At 34.9% G+C, this 15945-nt stretch carries 17 protein-coding genes; 6 read left to right on the forward strand and 11 right to left on the reverse strand.

Going from position 1 to position 15945, the window contains the following annotated elements; genetic code table 11:
* Positions 1–83 precede the first annotated feature (83 nt).
* Entirely contained in the window at positions 84–1415 is a 1332-nt protein-coding gene (locus tag LMC10_RS04435) for a dihydrolipoyl dehydrogenase family protein (protein ID WP_324294040.1), read from the reverse strand.
* A 225-nt stretch (positions 1416–1640) separates the two neighbouring features.
* Here LMC10_RS04435 and LMC10_RS04440 point away from each other — a divergent pair, with 225 nt between their 5' ends.
* Positions 1641–2822 (forward strand): ammonium transporter, encoded by a 1182-nt coding sequence (locus tag LMC10_RS04440; protein WP_229269053.1) that lies wholly within the window; start codon positions 1641–1643, stop codon positions 2820–2822.
* 78 nt (positions 2823–2900) lie between these two features.
* On the forward strand, positions 2901–3731 hold the full coding sequence (locus LMC10_RS04445) for an Rpn family recombination-promoting nuclease/putative transposase (RefSeq protein ID WP_229269054.1): 831 nt from the start codon (positions 2901–2903) through the stop codon (positions 3729–3731).
* 45 nt (positions 3732–3776) lie between these two features.
* Here LMC10_RS04445 and LMC10_RS04450 read toward each other — a convergent pair whose 3' ends face one another.
* From LMC10_RS04450 to LMC10_RS04460, 3 genes are all read right to left on the reverse strand, one after another.
* Positions 3777–4322, reverse strand: coding sequence for a hypothetical protein (locus LMC10_RS04450; RefSeq protein ID WP_229269055.1), 546 nt, complete (start codon positions 4320–4322; stop codon positions 3777–3779).
* A gap of 533 nt (positions 4323–4855) precedes the next feature.
* A complete protein-coding gene (locus LMC10_RS04455) occupies positions 4856–5173 on the reverse strand; it encodes a DMT family transporter (RefSeq protein WP_218046880.1) in 318 nt (105 codons plus the stop codon).
* Between the two features lie 311 nt (positions 5174–5484).
* The gene (locus LMC10_RS04460) at positions 5485–5808 is read right to left on the reverse strand and encodes a multidrug transporter (protein WP_229269056.1); all 324 of its coding nucleotides are present in this window, start codon (positions 5806–5808) and stop codon (positions 5485–5487) included.
* A gap of 291 nt (positions 5809–6099) precedes the next feature.
* Here LMC10_RS04460 and LMC10_RS04465 point away from each other — a divergent pair, with 291 nt between their 5' ends.
* From LMC10_RS04465 to LMC10_RS04480, 4 genes are read left to right on the forward strand one after another with little or no spacing between them, the layout of a single operon-like run.
* Positions 6100–6951: an ABC transporter ATP-binding protein gene (locus LMC10_RS04465; protein WP_229269057.1), complete on the forward strand. Its 852-nt coding sequence runs from the start codon at positions 6100–6102 to the stop codon at positions 6949–6951.
* A gap of 1 nt (position 6952) precedes the next feature.
* Positions 6953–7804, forward strand: a complete 852-nt coding sequence (locus tag LMC10_RS04470) for an ABC transporter permease (RefSeq protein ID WP_003668726.1) — start codon at positions 6953–6955, stop codon at positions 7802–7804.
* A 2-nt stretch (positions 7805–7806) separates the two neighbouring features.
* Positions 7807–8259 carry a LytTR family DNA-binding domain-containing protein gene (locus tag LMC10_RS04475; RefSeq protein ID WP_229269058.1) on the forward strand — a complete coding sequence of 151 codons (453 nt, stop codon included), beginning with the start codon at positions 7807–7809 and terminating at the stop codon, positions 8257–8259.
* A 1-nt stretch (position 8260) separates the two neighbouring features.
* Positions 8261–8647 carry a DUF3021 domain-containing protein gene (locus LMC10_RS04480; protein ID WP_218046692.1) on the forward strand — a complete coding sequence of 129 codons (387 nt, stop codon included), beginning with the start codon at positions 8261–8263 and terminating at the stop codon, positions 8645–8647.
* Between the two features lie 631 nt (positions 8648–9278).
* Here LMC10_RS04480 and LMC10_RS04485 read toward each other — a convergent pair.
* The 7 genes from LMC10_RS04485 to LMC10_RS04515 all read right to left on the reverse strand — a co-directional run bounded on the left by LMC10_RS04485 (position 9279) and on the right by LMC10_RS04515 (position 15804).
* A complete protein-coding gene (locus LMC10_RS04485; protein WP_229269059.1) occupies positions 9279–9752 on the reverse strand; it encodes a GNAT family N-acetyltransferase in 474 nt (157 codons plus the stop codon).
* A gap of 145 nt (positions 9753–9897) precedes the next feature.
* Positions 9898–11517 carry a plasmid pRiA4b ORF-3 family protein gene (locus LMC10_RS04490; protein WP_229269060.1) on the reverse strand — a complete coding sequence of 540 codons (1620 nt, stop codon included), beginning with the start codon at positions 11515–11517 and terminating at the stop codon, positions 9898–9900.
* 85 nt (positions 11518–11602) lie between these two features.
* Positions 11603–11938 carry a type II toxin-antitoxin system PemK/MazF family toxin gene (locus tag LMC10_RS04495; RefSeq protein WP_229269061.1) on the reverse strand — a complete coding sequence of 112 codons (336 nt, stop codon included), beginning with the start codon at positions 11936–11938 and terminating at the stop codon, positions 11603–11605.
* On the reverse strand, positions 11938–12204 hold the full coding sequence (locus LMC10_RS04500; protein ID WP_218046694.1) for an AbrB/MazE/SpoVT family DNA-binding domain-containing protein: 267 nt from the start codon (positions 12202–12204) through the stop codon (positions 11938–11940). Before LMC10_RS04500 ends, LMC10_RS04495 begins: the two co-directional genes overlap by 1 nt.
* Before the next feature lie 519 nt (positions 12205–12723).
* Positions 12724–13308 (reverse strand): NAD(P)H-dependent oxidoreductase, encoded by a 585-nt coding sequence (locus tag LMC10_RS04505; RefSeq protein ID WP_229269062.1) that lies wholly within the window; start codon positions 13306–13308, stop codon positions 12724–12726.
* Complete coding sequence (locus LMC10_RS04510) at positions 13308–13844, reverse strand: TetR/AcrR family transcriptional regulator (RefSeq protein ID WP_229269063.1); 537 nt, start codon at positions 13842–13844, stop codon at positions 13308–13310. The genes LMC10_RS04505 and LMC10_RS04510 overlap by 1 nt, the downstream gene beginning before the upstream one ends.
* Before the next feature lie 190 nt (positions 13845–14034).
* Positions 14035–15804 (reverse strand): DHA2 family efflux MFS transporter permease subunit, encoded by a 1770-nt coding sequence (locus LMC10_RS04515; RefSeq protein WP_229269064.1) that lies wholly within the window; start codon positions 15802–15804, stop codon positions 14035–14037.
* Between the last annotated feature and the right edge of the window lie 141 nt (positions 15805–15945).

The following is a 15945-nucleotide window of genomic DNA, read 5'->3' on the forward strand; positions in this document are numbered from 1 at the left end:
CTTTTAAGTTTGTATTTGTATTGTACTATAGGACAAATACTAAAAAAATCTCTTCAAACTTAATAGAAGAGATTTTTTAGTATTTACGGTAATAACCCAGCAACCTTATCGCCTAACGTTGGATAAATCGCCATTACTTTTTGGCGATACTCATCCCCGCTAATCTTTAGACCAATAATTGGCAAAAAGTTATTAATATCATCAGCCGCGTAATCGCCAATTTCACTTGCCCCGACCAATTGCTGATCCTTAAAGACTAAGGTAAGGGTACTGATTTGATCGTTTTGGCCCGCGTAAAGGCTACCATATTTTAGTGAAACTGTCTTAACTTGATATTGTGAGTCACCAGCGACATCATCTGGATTAACACCGGCGCGGGCAACCTCTGGAAAAGTAAAAGCTACTTGACCAATTGTCGGATAAACAATATCTTGATCCGTTTGACCTGTTAAGTAGTCAAAAAGATATTGGCCTTCAAATTCGGCGACCGGTGTTAATTTAGGTTGTTTCCGATTAATAACATCCCCAACTGCGTACACACCGTCAACCGTTGTCATCAAGTGACCGTCGACATTAATACCATGACGATCATATTCAATATCAGTATTTTCAAGCGCTAATTTTTCGATATTTGGATGACGACCAGTTGCATCAAGTACATAGTCAGCCTGTACTTCACCATGATTAGTTGTAACGAGCAGGCCGTCTTTACCTTTACTTACTTTTTGGGTATCAGTATTAAAGCTAAATTTTATTCCCCGTTGCTTCATCGCATTAACTAGCGCTTCATCTTCCGCCTTGGTAAATTCACGAAGGACGCGGTCAGAATGAACAACGATTGTTACTTCAGCACCAGCAGCTGCTACAAGAGTTGCTAACTCTAAGCCCACAAAGCCAGCACCGATTATCGTAACCCGTTGTGGAAGTTCTTTTAACGAGAGAAGGTCATAACTGGTATGAAGATACTCTTTACCCGGAATATCCAGAATATTTGGTGTTTGCCCTGTCGCAATGATAATATGATCGGCCTGGTATTGATGACCGTTTACAGCAATAGTATGGTTATCAACAAAACTTGCGTAACCATCTTCAACATCGTGATTTTTCTTAATAATATCGCGAGTTTCACCTGGCCATGGATCAAACCGCTTAAGCTTAGTCTGCATTAATGCTTCCCAATCTAATTTTGCTGGTTGACTAATGCCTCGACCAAGAAGTTGCTGAGATTGGAGGACAGTCCGGGCTGCTCCCTCCAGAAAAATTTTGGGCTCGCACCCATAATTAGGACAAGTGCCCCCATATTCAAAACCCTCAACTACCAATACTTTACGGTCGGTTTTAACCAAAAGATTAGCCATTTTATAGGCAGCTGGCCCTGATCCGATCAGAATATCATCATACTTTTTCATGTTCATCCCTCCAGATTCTTACATTATTGAATCAAGTGTAACTTAAGTAGTGAAAAGAGTACAAACGTTTTGTTTCGTCGTATAAAAATATTAATCAAAACTCAATTAATACTTATCCTCTTTCATCATGAAAACGAATTCAACTAATGATTTAACAGTATTTTGTCTAACCTATTGTATGATCCATTCAAGAATGATAGATTAGCCTTTAATTATTAGGAGGTGGTCTACATGTTAAAAGTTAATACATTATTTATCATGACCGCCAGTATTCTCGTGTTATTGATGACACCAGGACTGGCTTTTTTCTATGGTGGTCTAGTTAATCGGCGCCATGCTAATAACATGTTGCTAACTGTTTTTATGATGTGTGGCTTAGCCGTGATTCTCTGGATTACAGTAGGCTACTCTCTTTCATTTTCTGGCAACCATTGGGGAATAGTCGGAAATTTAAATAATATATTAATGATTCATGTGCCAATCGATGCTATCACTAAAACCGGTATTCCAATTGGCGATTATGCAATGTTTATGATGATGTTTGCAATTATTACCCCGGCAATCTTTTGTGGATCGGTCGTCGGCCACGGACGCTTTAATTTTTTAGTAATGTTTACCATTTGCTGGTCTATCTTTGTTTACTACCCCCTTGTGCATATGGTTTGGGCACCACATGGACTATTGGCAAGATTAGGGGCAGTTGACTTTGCTGGTGGATTAGTTGTTCATGTAAATGCGGGGATAACGGCCTTAATCCTTTCAGCCTGGGTTGGTCGACGGAAAGATGTTCATTCTCAACGCAATAATTTATCGTGGGTATTAATTGGAACAGCCCTTTTATGGATTGGTTGGTATGGCTTTAACGCTGGTTCGGCCCTCGCCGTTAATGATACAGCCGTGCAAGCCATGTTAACAACGACCATCTCATGTTCAAGTGCAATGGTAACATGGATGTTATTGGATCGTTATCAGTTTAATCATGTTACCCTCGCTGGAGTCTGTAACGGTGCAATTACCGGTTTAGTAGCAATCACTCCTGGAGCGGGCTACGTTACACTAGGTGGTTCAATGATTATTGGAATAGGCGGTGCAATCGTTAGCCAATACTTTATTACTAAGATCAAACCACAACTGCCAATTGATGATGTTGTTGATGCATTCGGTTGCCATGGGATTAGTGGTATCTGGGGAAGCATTGCAACTGGTATTTTTGCTAGCCATCAGATCAGTCATCTAGTACCTAATGGGCTTTTATTTGGTGGCGGTTTGCACCTTTTGCTTATTCAAATCTTCGTTACCTTATTGACAATTATATTTATCGGTGTGATGGATATTATCTTAATAAAACTGCTCTCAATTGTTTTACCGGTTTCGATTGATAATGAAAAACTGGCGGCAATTCAAAGTAAGTGAACTTAAATTTTTTGGTGCAAAATTAGATTATTTACGTATATATTCCTTTAGAAGCAAAAATACATAAGGAGTAAATTTATGAATAATCTATCACGAGAAGAACAAATTGCCTTAATTTATGACAAATGGCAAAAGATGACAATTACTAGTGATCCAATGTTTGGACTAGTAATGCAAAATAAAGAAATCTGTTTAGAGTTAATTAATAGAGCCCTGCCAAATATTAAAGCAAAACAGATTATCCAGTTAGACACCCAAAAAGATATTAATATCGTTAGTGCCCATCGTGTTCGCTTTGACGTTTATGTTCGTGATGATAAAAATAATATCATTGTTATTGAGATGCAAGTTAATAATCAAAATAACATACCAGCACGGTTACGTTATTACCAAGAACAGGTTGATCATGAGCTATTAAGACCTGGAGATAGTTACTCAGTACTCAATAATTACCCTACTTATATTATTATGTTTTGTAATTTTGATTATTTTAAGCAGGGATGGGCACGATATGAATTTAATCTTACTTGTACTAGAGACCATAATCTAAAATTTGGTGATAATCGGACAGTCGTTATCTTCAATGCTCTTGCTAAAAAATTTGATAAAAATGATGAACCGATTAAGAACTTCCTTGCTTTAATGTGCAATCAAGGCGACAATAAGAATAGATTTATTGCACAGATTCAAGACGAAATTGATAAAGTCAAACAAGATCCAGAAAGGAGAAATGGCTTTATGAAGTACGAATTAAACTTGATGGACGCTAAAATGGAAGTTCGCGAGGAAGACATAAAAAAGCTAATTGACTCTCTCTATGAACTCAATATTAAACCAGAGATCATTAAACAAAAAGTTATGGAAAAATATAATTTAACTGATGATGAATATGATAAATTTCTCGAATAATAAAAAGAGTGCATACAAATAAACTTTTTGTATAGCACTCTTATTTTATTGATGTATCTGATATCTAGCTGCCCAGGCATCAGCTAATGAATCAAAATAAACCACATTTTCAGGGGCAATTCCAGGATCTGGATATTGCCCTGGTAAGTAACAATACATTGTGGAACTATCACCAATAATTGAATTCGGTTCATAGTTATCGGGATCAACCCATGGCTCTAGTTCCTTTGGTGGAGTTGTCGTTTCATTATTAGGCTGCTGAATTGTTGAAGGGACTGTCTGATTACTATTATTTGAATAGCTTTTCTCATTATTCGGTTGCTGAAACTGTTGCTCGCTTATTGAGGTTGCCGGCTGACTATCACTGGAAGATTTCGTGACAGAACTATCTTTTTCTTTGTTCTTAGATTCTTTTGTCGACTTTTTCTTCTTATCTGATTCTTTGGTTGTTTTAACGACTGAATCCTTTTGCGTTTCCTGTGCCTGATTACGGTTACTAATAAACCATCCACCACCAACTAGTAATAGGGCAACTACTATCCATAGCCATGGACGGCGGTAAAATGGTTTCTGATGTTGATTTCTTTTCATAACTAACCTCCCTTATATCCATGCTTTCAATTTGTATCAATTATTTTCTGCTTTGATTATATAGAATCCACATACGAATAAGATACTGCTTTTACAAAAGATTAATGCGGTTAATTAATTTTTAGGAGATTAGTTATAGGATCTTCACAAGAGATAAACAATTTTTCAGGATTAATAAAAATTTTTTCTAATTCCACAATTTCCATAAGAGGTGACAAGCGCTTTATTTTTATATCTATTTATATCTTTACTTAAATTTTATATCTGTTTATATCTTAAATTTTATGTTTGAAAAGCCAAGTAATAAACTACCTTCTCTAAAAAGTTTGGTAATTACTTGGCTTTTTATCAACTATTAGTTTTATTACTTATGTCTTGTCACTCGTATATTTCCTTCTTAAACGCATCCCTGTTGCGTATAGCATCTTAGGTATTTTCGTCCACAAGCATTTAATCTTTGATGAGATCACCAGGTTCTTGATATGTTTTATTTATGGATCTGTAGTACAAAAAGAAAATATCATTCCAATCAGCTAGTGACTTGTCATCTTAATTCCAATGATACCAATAATCAATAAGGCAATGAAAAACCACGTGGTTGGGCTTAGCGAATCATGAAAAAGAAGAATCCCAATGAAGATTGACCCAACAGCTCCAATTCCGGTCCAAATAGGATAAGCTATTGATAAATTTATTCCTTTAAGAGCTAGCGAGAGAAAAACAAAACTTAAAATCATACCGATGATGGTGATAACTGTCCACCACAAGATTGAAAAGCCATTACTGAGTTTCATTGTAGTGGACCAACAACATTCTAGTAATCCAGCTAATAACAAATAAATCCATTGCATAATAAATTTCTCCTTTATAAAAAATAAAAAAGATAGTTATCCTTTTCCTTCAAAGACCTAACGGAAAAGGTAACTATCTTTTTGATTCCCGGTGGAATACCTTTAATTTATTTGATCTTAGCACGTCTGAAATTTATTATCAATAGTAAAAATGACCAAGCAGTTTCCCCCTATTTTCGTAATGCCAATATACTTGAGTAACGGTAATGATATCACCGTTATTTAACGCGTATTCTTTACCTATTTCCATGTAGTTTAACTCCATTTAGCTAGCTACTATTATTACCCATCAAGATTCTCAAAATATTAGATTAACCAAATTGTTTAATAACAGCATTAATATCATCTCTTAATTCTTTGCTGAAGCCACTTAAATCTTCATCTGTAATTACTTTCTCTGACATTAACTCCAGTAAAGTTTGAAACATATAACTTCTTGATACTTCAACAATAACTCCAGGCGATTTTCGATCCGCTTTTATTCGTTTTTCTAGCTTCCAAAATTTATTTGATGGTAAACTATCACTCTCTAATATTTTCTTGTATTCCTGATTAAGGCGATTCATATACCTTTCTTGCCATTTAGGGAGCAACTTGTTATATAATTGCCAGTCACTTTTAGAGATATTATTCATTTCTTCTCACCTCATTTTTACTTTAATTATACGATAAATCGTTTTATGAAATTCAACTTCTTTTGCGCCTTATACCAACACCAAAGCCTAATCCTACTCTAACATGAATCCACATTCAAAGATGGTATTAAAGTTTACATAGCAATCAGCTCTTCGAATTTGGGTGCTATTTTTAGTTAACCATAATTGCATTTCATATTCATATATTAACCACTTATCTTTCTATCAATCACAAATATTGTTTTTACTGATATATTCACACTATCAAATATATCAGGAGGCATTCTAATCATGTTAATTAAGGCAAATAATCTTACTAAAAGATACGGAACAAAATTAGCTCTAGATAACGTAAATTTACAGATCGATCGTGGTCAATTAATTGCTTACCTAGGTACTAATGGTGCAGGGAAATCAACTACTATCAATCTTCTTACTGGTTTAATGACGCCAACCTCCGGGATGATCACACGCCGTCAAGGAATAAAAATTGGCGTTGTCTTCCAAGATAGCATTCTCGATAAAGAGCTTTCAGTTAAAGATAATCTTAACTTTAGATCAAACTTATATCATGAAGATCATACTGAATGGGTTCACCAGTTAATTAGCCTAATGGGCCTCACCCATTTTCTAAATCAGCGCTATGGAACATTATCTGGTGGACAGCGACGCAGGGTTGATATCACTCGTGCCTTGATTACCGACCCAGATATTCTTTTCCTTGATGAACCGACAACTGGATTGGATTTACAAACGCGACTTGTTATTTGGAACCTCCTTCAAAAGCTCCAAAAGGAACATGGTCTAACTATTTTTCTAACAACTCATTACTTAGAAGAAGCCGAAAATGCCGATCAAATGTATATCTTAGAAAACGGCAAAATTTTAGTTTCTGGCTCAGCAACCGATATTAAACAACATTATGCACCAACTAAATTAGTGGTTACAACAAATGGACATAAGCTACAAACTAACTACCCTGAGAAACAATTAACACCTCAAAAATTTTCTTTTGATGGTCTTAATTCTTCAGAAGTTATTACATTACTACATAGCAATCAAGAGTATATCATTAACTTCTCATATACCCCCGGTTCAATTAACGATGCTTTTGTCAAAATTACCGGAAAGGAGCTTCAATAATATGATTGCGTTAATTAAAAGAAACTTAAAGATTTACTTTGCTAATAAGATTGGTGTCTTGATGTCTTGCCTTGGTGCTTTAATTTCATTCTTTATTTATATTGGTTTTTTGCAGCAAAACCTGATATCTTCATGGCAATCATTGCCTCATGCAAAGGAAATGTTAGATTTATGGATGATTAGTGGAATTGTCGCCATTGCCGGCATTACCACTTCATTTCAAGCTCTTGGTCAATTAGTCAAAGATCGAGAAAGTCGAACATGGGATGATTTAAGCCTAACTGATTTGACACCGTTCCAAATTAATTGTAGCTATTTAACTGCAACAATATTTATTAGCACATTAATGCAGATTATTACATTCTTCATCATGGCAGTTTACTTTATTTTAGTGGATAGTATTACTATTCCAACTACTGCATTGCTTCCCGGGTTAGTTTTTATTGTTTTAGGTGCAATTGGCGCAAGTGCTGTTAATTTAATTATTGTTGACCTAATCCATTCTTCTACGACTTTTAGCCGCCTTTCTGCCATAATCGGAGCAGCTTCCGGATTTATGATTGCTACTTATATGCCCTATGGAACATTATCCAAATCAGCACAATTTGTAGTAAAATTATTTCCAAGTAGTTATGAGGCTGCTAGCTTGCGAAGCCTTCTGCTAAATAAACTAAGCAAAAAATTTTTACCGCCATCCAGTCGGTACCAAATGATTGAATATCTGGGTATCCACTTCAAGATTCATGGTTATCAGTTAAATAATTATAGTAATGCATTAATGATTGTGGGAATGTCTATAGTTTTAATAGGTCTTGGAGCTGTTTTGGCAAATCGATATCAGAGGAAGAGTTAATTGTGCAAATTCATTTTCAGTCAGATCCATTACTAGGTCCTGACGATCTTAATATTACTGTGAACGCTGTTACTAAAAACGACAAAGTTATTAACCTGCTTAATTATTTAGATAAGTATGATCAAAAAAGTAGCTCTTTAATCCCAATAAAAACAGAAGACAGGATTTTAACTATAAAACAAACAGAGCTTATCAAGGTAGAGGTAACCAAAAACATTCTCACTTTTTATACAAAAAGTGATGTAATTCAAACAAACGGACGACTATATCAGGTATTAACAAGGCTTAACGAAAATTTTGTTCAAGTATCAAAACACGGCATTATTAATTTAAATCATTTACTTTCCTTAGAAGCCGGATTTACTGGCAACATGATTGCTAAATTAAATTTTGATCAACGTGCCGATGTTTCACGGAAATATCTACCAGAGTTAGAAAGAAGATTGGGACTATAAAATGATAAATTTAAAAAGGGGTATCCGTTACTTTATTCGCGGGATGGGTTATGGATCTATTACTTATCTCGCAATTATTGCATTTCTCACACCTAATATGACTGTTTCTACTACTAGTGTCATTACAGTGTTCGTTATTAGTGGATTAATTGGGGAATTAAGTTTTGTCTTTCAAACAGAACTACCGTATTCGATCGCTCTCGTTATTCACTTAATCGGGACTTTTATTCTATATTCTGTAATGATGCTAATCAATCACTGGCCTCTTAATTGGCAAACCATTATAATTTTCATTATCGTCTATATCGCTATTTGGCTTTTTATTCGTTTGTTAGAAGAGCAACATATTAATCGAATTAATAAGCAAATTAGAAACAGGCAAAAATAAATTTTGTATCATAATCATCGCTTCGTTACTAAAATGAGGTGATGATTTTTGTATAGGTTGAAGATTTAGTTTTTACTGTTTTATGCAATAATGAAGCTGTTTTTTCTTATGAATAGAACAAAAATGCTTAGCATAGACATTTTAGGAGCAAAAAATTACTTCAAAATGTAAAAGAATGTAAAATAAAATCAAAATGTAAAAGAATGTAAAAATAAGTGATCAATCAGCTAAGAAATCCATTTGATCCAAGCTTTTGGCCCCACCTCAAATTATTCTTCCCAACTATCAAAGTGATTTTGAAAATCCTATCTCAGTTGACTAAGCGATTACATATGATGATCCTAATCGAGTAATTTTCATTACGGGTTTACGCAGTTCTGGCAAAACTGCTCTCCTGACTCAAATTAAACAATAAGTAGTGAAATTGCCTAACACATATGGTGGCTTTGTAAATACTCTGAGAAATTATTAGCTTTAATCGCTACCTACAATTTCCGTTCAAAGATGAGGAAGTAATTAAAGTTAAGATGTAGATATAATTTTGTAATTATTGCTCTCAGTTAATTTAAATGGGTACCATTTTTGTCTAGACTAGCTTGATTAAGAATATGGCAAGCAATTACACTATTGATTATAGAATTTTACACATCAAAAAATTAGTAAGTTTAACCCCATTTCTGACAACTAGATTCTTTTGTTTGATTGCATATCCCCGGTGAGCGAAAAATGGAACAACCGTTAATGATGCATACGTGGTAATCAAACCTGCACTAACTTTTTCCTCCAAAGCATTACAAATAGCGGTGGCAATTCCTTGGCGTTGAAAATCGGAATGCACAAATAGCCTATCCAAATATCCTGTTTGATCAATATCACCAAATCCCACAATTTGATCATTAACAATAGCCACAATTGTATAGTGAGAACTCAGTGAACGATCCCATTCAATCGGATCTTCATTGCCAGTTGCCCAAACATTTAACTGCTGCTCCGTATAATCTGCCTTATTAATTTGGTGAACTGTCTGATAAAACAAAGCAATAATGTCCATACAATCAGATGTTTGATAACTTCTTAGTTTCACATTTGCTTGTCGATCTGTCATTTTGCTACCTCCTTTAACAATTTTCTTTTATTAATAATATAAAACGTTGAGTACACAATTATCCTATAAGCGCCTACTCGACTATAGAAAAAAGCACCATCTTTCAACGTTACATAAAGTTCACGTTCAAAGATGGTGAGATAAATCATTTAATTAACTGGTTTAATTCGGCAATGTCTACAGCATTGAGGTCAATTGGTTCTCCACCTAACCAGTCTAAAAGGTCTGGATCAACTTGCCCTTTTTGGTAATCATCATAATACTGCTCTAAACCACCGACACCACCAATATCTTCAATAATACCGTAACCACGGGCTTTTTGAACATGTGGTAGCTCCTGATTAGTAACTGGTTGAATTTTTTGGACATGAAGTTTAAACTCCCAGCCGTCCCCATAGTCATAATGAATAGTTAATTTATCTTTTTCATTTAATAATGAGACTGTTGCCAGATCAAGCTTAACTTTTGTCATCCCGCCTGGCACAAAATCCTCTGACTGAGTATAAAATTCCTCAGTCTGTTCGTTAATTGCATCATACAAGTGTGCCAAGTCGCCATGAAACATCAAAATCACTGTTTCAGCAAGTTCCTCAATTGTACTACTACCCTTAATCACGAACGTACGGCTTACTAGCGGTTTAAAATCAGCTAATTCAGCAGTAATTACATATGCTTGGTCATAGTTTTGCGGATTAATCAATCGACGGTTCTCAACATCCACTGACATATCTGCTTGCGCCGGAGTTAGTTCATCAAGCAATTGCTGAATAAGGGAATCTTGATAGTCATCTTCGGATGCAGCTAATTCCGGTTCTCCATAGATAATATCGTAGCTCGTCCGTAGATAGTCTGAAACATCCCTAGCAGCAGATTGACTCACGATCCCCGTATGACTCAAAAAATTATAGAAACTGGATAACGTAACAGAAAGAAGATCCTCATCAATTTGATCTAACGTTCCAGCGAAAAAGATGTTTGGCGCAGCTAGGTTAGTAGTGACCGTGCAAATTTTATTTTTTAACATAAAGTGGTTCAAAAATTGGTCCAAGATACGACGAGCAGTCTTATCATCCCCCATTAACTGACCATCAGAACTGGCGATAAACTGGTCAATCATTTGCTGGTTGTTTTGGCTAATCGCTTGAACTGTTGCTGGATTATCTGCTGAGGCTTTTCCTTCGTCATCCGCCCAAATACGGGGATCTTTAAATTGTGGCTTGATAGTACAATATTTGGCCCCCGGTCGTGGAGCTTTCACCTTTACCGGATATTCTTCATTAACCAATTGGCAAAATTTCATTAATACTTCCTGATTGTTTCCAGATAAAGCTAACAATAAGTAGACAAGATCATTGAAATCCTCAGTTGATGAAAAATCATCATTATCGTTAAGGGTTTCCTTAAATTCTGCTTGGTGGCTAGCAATTATCTGCAAATAATTTTTAAGCTTTTTGTTTTCAGCAGATGGGATTGGCCGGTATAAATTAAATGAAAAAACATTTTGTATTAACCAAGTACGTTGCGGATCAACCAAAAAGGGCATTTCATTTAGAAAGTTAATGGCAGCTTGACTAAAATTACCCTCGCCTAATTTGTCAGTAAAGACTGGCAAACCAGTTTCCTCTTCTACATATAGATAGTATGTTTTATTATCAATCTTTACCGGACTAAGCTGCCACCGTCGTAAAGGTTTTTGGCTAATCTTACCAGTATTATTATGAGGTAGTCGATCAGCTAGGTCAGGACTATAAAATAACTGCGCCATGATTACTACTCCTTTATTTTTGAATGTGTAAGATGAATTTTTTCAATAAATTGTTCCACCCGAACAAAGCTGAAGTGGGATCTCATTAGCTATTCTTTAACTGATTGATAAATTCAAACAAACCTATACGATCAATATCCGTTAATTTACCAATCGGTTGTCGACTAAAGATCCATTTCTTAGCTAGTCGATACATTTTATGTGTATCTACATAAGATTTTTTATAGAGGCCAGCCTCTTGCCATTCTTTAATTGGGTAATAAAGTCTCTTTATCTGAGTAGACTTATTCTGATATTGACTCGTAATTTTAAAAACTATTACTCTCTCCCTCTCGACTTCTATTACCAAAGCTGGTCGTATTTTACGATCTGTTTCCTCGTCAAATGGAACATTAGCAATATAAATATCCATTGGTTCCATTAGCCATTAACCATCCAGTCATGAAAGTCCGGATACTTTTTGGGATCATAATGACCATTCTCATCAATTTTAACGTCTTCTACCGGAATCTCTTTGACCAAATCGGCCCAGTCAAGTGCAGTTGGTAACTTTTTAATGTGAATTTCGTTATCTTTAACCTCAAATGACACTTCCGTTCCTTTTTTCAATCCTAGTGCTTTACGAATGGCTGCTGGAATTACCACTTGGCCTTTTTGTGACATCTTACCAGTTAATGCGTTGTCCATAATAATCCCTCCTCAATACATCTCACGTCTTACGTTTTACATCTTACTTATATTATAAACAGTATCTTGAAATATTTCAAAAAGATAATTCTTTAGTTGATTACTTAGCGCCAGCTGAACTCAACTAAATTAAGATTAAAGAACAATGATTCATTAGTTCAAATTTGTCCTAATAGAGTAAGTAATCTCTACTTTTGAAGATGATGGATTATCTAGCAAAATGAGTTCTTTTTCCTATTGGTCCAATAATCATCTGTGCAACAATACGGTACTCAGCTAACTTAATCTTCTAGTTTCTTTAGTTATTCTTTCAAATATTTAACTACTGCCCTATATTCAGCTAATCCGTAACCCACTGTTATTTTTTGAAGATTACTAATTCCCTGTAATTCCCAATGCTCCAAACTACCTTCTAAACGGAAAAGCTTTTACTAAATTATATAAATATTCAATTATTTTTGTTGCACTTTCTATATTAACTAGTTTACTTTTTCCAAGAAAGAAAAATAAGACTTCATACTAAACAAAATGTTCTTGTTGTATTTTGGCAAGATATTTTTTACGTCGTTTCACCGATGAATCGGAAATCATTCCAAAATTTTGCCAATGACAATTTTGAAAGCCAAGTTGTTTTAAGGTTTGATTGATAAAAATTTTCTTGATTGCGTTACCACTTAAATATTTAATATAAAATGTTGGCGAAGTGGAAGTCGTTAGAACATAACAATGCTCAATATTGGTTAGCTCCCCTTTTACCCCAACTTTACTAATGGTATGTGAAAGTCCCTTACCTTCCATCATTACCTTATCAATAAAGCCCTTTAATATTCCTGGAATGCTATTCCACCAGATCGGGGTAATAAAGATTACTGTTTTTGCCTCCTTTAATAAATTGAGATATTTTACGACTAATGGATCTGTTGTTTTTCCTGTATGAAAAAGCGACAGGTCTTTTTTCGTATAAACGGGGCTAAAGCGCTCAGCATATAAATCGATAGTTGTAAATTCAATATTCTTTGATTTTAAATTATTCTGAACTGCTTGAAGGATCGCATGGTTAAAACTTTGCGGATAAGGATGACAATAAATTATTAATGTATTCATTATTTTTCTCCTACCATTTGACTGAGGGTTACTTTAACGACTTGGGGATCATAAGTGGTGACACCATTTTTGATTAACAGCGAATATCCCTGGATGAAAGCCCATAGCTGTTCAAAAAATTGCTGATCATTCAGAATTCTTGGATTTACTTGTTGGGCTAAGTGTTTAATCTCTTTCAAGAAATTAAAATCATCGTTCTCTGTTTGATAAACCTGAATAATTGTTGGATTAAAGAACAGAAAATCCATTACTTGTGGTTGTTTTTGAAACTCCTCACAAAACTGTTGCGCAATTTGAAGGATTTGATTAAAAGCAGATAATTCATTATTAATTGCAAACTTAGTAACAAATTGCTGCGATAAAATCATCGCTGTTCGATAAAATAAAACATCCTTATTCCTGAAGCGCTTATAAAACGCCCCTGTTGTAACTCCGGCTGCTTGAGAAATTTTACGCAGTGAAACGGTTTGATAACCATTTGTACGAATAAAATTAATTGTTGCTTTTATTATTTTTTCTTCGATTTTATCATTCATTTACGTTGCTCCTGATAACAGTGTTATTTACAATTTAAAATAACACTGTTATCAGAAAATGTAAAGAAAGTCATCATCTTAGAATACAACATTGAATTCAAAAATGATGACTTTCAAATTCCCGTTCAAAGATGGTGAAATAATTAAAGTTAAGATGTAAGATGTAACATTTAGGATTGGCGGCATTCAGCTATTTTGGCCGGGTGCTATTTTTTCTATCAGTTAACATGGCTAGTGGGGTAGCCAATAGAGTGACGAGTGCTGTAAGGTTGAACACTTTTCCAAATGCTTTAGCTAGTTCTTCATTTTTCTTCTCTTTTATCTTATACAATGCTGCTTCTAACTCGTCTTTTTGGGCTAATAGTTTGATTCCATTGCCTAATTTATTTTGTCCCTGAGCGAGTGGAATTGTATATTTTGCTACTTGTTGTACTTTACTTAGCTGATTTGTTCCAATCAGTAATTGGCGACTAGCCAAATATAGTTGATAATAACTACTCTTCTTTTTGGGAACTGGCAAATTAGCTTGGCTTTTAGCAGCTTGGATAATCCGTTGTTTCATTTTCTTTTGATTACTACTAACTTTTGTGTTTCCAGAATTTCTAAATGTCTTTCTGATTTGTTGACGTGCGACCATTCTGACATGTGGTGATAGTACCCGTTTGTTAATCTGTGTATAGGCAGTATCACGAATGTGGTTCTTTGCAGTTATAACATTATTGTTTAAGATGGTAACCAACAGTGCCATTCCCAGCGCTTGGCCAACATAACGAGCAGCATTAACAATTCCGGAACCAATTCCAGTTTTATTGACTGGTAAAAACTTCACGGAAGAAGTCATTGCAATTGCAATAAACCCAAGCCCTAGACCAACGATAATGTTACAACAGATGATCATTGCAGAACTAGTATTGGTTTTTACAAGTCCTAACATTGCTAATCCACCTGCTGTAATCACTAACCCTATTCCAATTAATAATCTTGAGCTAACCACTCGATACATTTTAGTAGCCAAAGGCATTCCAATAGCAATTGATAAAGATGCTGGAATTATCAAATAGGAAGAATGAAGTGCCGAGAATCCTTTTACGTTTTGTAAAAAATAATTCAAAATTAATGATGGACCAATAATAGCAAAGCCAAAAATCAAATAAACAATACAGGAGGAAGTAAAAGTCTTTTCTCTGAAGAGTCCTAAATCAATAATTGGTGATTTAACTTTTCTTTCGACCCAAACCAACAAAGGCATACTAATGATACTGATAGCAAAACACGAAATAATAATGGTCGAGGTCCAACCATTCTCATGTCCTTCGAGTAAGCCGTAACAAAGTGATGATAGTAGAACTGTAAGTAAAATAACCCCTAACCAGTCAATCGATTTTTTAATAGATGTATCATAAGATTCTTTAGTTCCAATCGAAATCAAGATAAATGCAACAATTGCAATTGGAACATTAATACCAAAAATCCAATGATAGTTGGAACAATTAATAATAAATCCACCAATAGCTGGACCACCTGCAGCTGCTAAAGCACTAAAAGCTCCCATAAAGGCAGTAATTTTACTTGTATTTATCTTACCAAATAACTCAATACCCATCGGAAGAACAATCGGCGTGAGAATTGCACCACCAATACCTTGAAAGAATCGCGCTATAATTAGTAACGATAAAGACCGTGTAATCATACAGACAGCAGAAAAACTACCAAAGAGGACAACCCCTAGTAGCATAATTTTTTTACGACCCAAAATATCAGCTAATTTCGCAGCTGTAATAATAAACGAAGCCATTGCTAAAACATAAATTGTTGCTACCCAACTTGTTGCTGTTAACCCGGTATTCAGATCTTTCATAATATCTGGCAGAGCAATATTTACAATCGTTGCATCTAAAGCTCCCATAAACATCGCTAAGATTAAACCAATAAAGCCAATAACTTTTCTTGTTTGTGACATTATTATTCCTTTCATTGACACGTCAAAACAGTTTAAATTATTGACACACGTGTGACAAGGACTGTAATATCAAGATACAACCTACCATAATAATTAGCAATAGTTCTGGACCAATCTTAAAAACTGTCCCAAAAAGCTAAA

The organism is Limosilactobacillus reuteri subsp. simiae (assembly GCF_020784875.1).
Lineage (GTDB): Bacteria > Bacillota > Bacilli > Lactobacillales > Lactobacillaceae > Limosilactobacillus > Limosilactobacillus reuteri_H.

Bases quoted from the DNA above. Each gene is read 5' to 3' on its own strand.
- LMC10_RS04515 (WP_229269064.1), bottom strand. From the start codon at position 15,804: ATGTCACAAACAAGAAAAGTTATTGGCTTTATTGGTTTAATCTTAGCG.
- LMC10_RS04490 (WP_229269060.1), bottom strand. From the start codon at position 11,517: ATGGCGCAGTTATTTTATAGTCCTGACCTAGCTGATCGACTACCTCAT.
- LMC10_RS04470 (WP_003668726.1), top strand. From the start codon at position 6,953: ATGATTGCGTTAATTAAAAGAAACTTAAAGATTTACTTTGCTAATAAG.
- LMC10_RS04445 (WP_229269054.1), top strand. From the start codon at position 2,901: ATGAATAATCTATCACGAGAAGAACAAATTGCCTTAATTTATGACAAA.
- LMC10_RS04480 (WP_218046692.1), top strand. From the start codon at position 8,261: ATGATAAATTTAAAAAGGGGTATCCGTTACTTTATTCGCGGGATGGGT.
- LMC10_RS04455 (WP_218046880.1), bottom strand. From the start codon at position 5,173: ATGCAATGGATTTATTTGTTATTAGCTGGATTACTAGAATGTTGTTGG.
- LMC10_RS04465 (WP_229269057.1), top strand. From the start codon at position 6,100: ATGTTAATTAAGGCAAATAATCTTACTAAAAGATACGGAACAAAATTA.
- LMC10_RS04495 (WP_229269061.1), bottom strand. From the start codon at position 11,938: ATGGAACCAATGGATATTTATATTGCTAATGTTCCATTTGACGAGGAA.
- LMC10_RS04435 (WP_324294040.1), bottom strand. From the start codon at position 1,415: ATGAACATGAAAAAGTATGATGATATTCTGATCGGATCAGGGCCAGCT.
- LMC10_RS04510 (WP_229269063.1), bottom strand. From the start codon at position 13,844: ATGAATGATAAAATCGAAGAAAAAATAATAAAAGCAACAATTAATTTT.
- LMC10_RS04450 (WP_229269055.1), bottom strand. From the start codon at position 4,322: ATGAAAAGAAATCAACATCAGAAACCATTTTACCGCCGTCCATGGCTA.
- LMC10_RS04485 (WP_229269059.1), bottom strand. From the start codon at position 9,752: ATGACAGATCGACAAGCAAATGTGAAACTAAGAAGTTATCAAACATCT.
- LMC10_RS04505 (WP_229269062.1), bottom strand. From the start codon at position 13,308: ATGAATACATTAATAATTTATTGTCATCCTTATCCGCAAAGTTTTAAC.
- LMC10_RS04500 (WP_218046694.1), bottom strand. From the start codon at position 12,204: ATGGACAACGCATTAACTGGTAAGATGTCACAAAAAGGCCAAGTGGTA.
- LMC10_RS04440 (WP_229269053.1), top strand. From the start codon at position 1,641: ATGTTAAAAGTTAATACATTATTTATCATGACCGCCAGTATTCTCGTG.
- LMC10_RS04460 (WP_229269056.1), bottom strand. From the start codon at position 5,808: ATGAATAATATCTCTAAAAGTGACTGGCAATTATATAACAAGTTGCTC.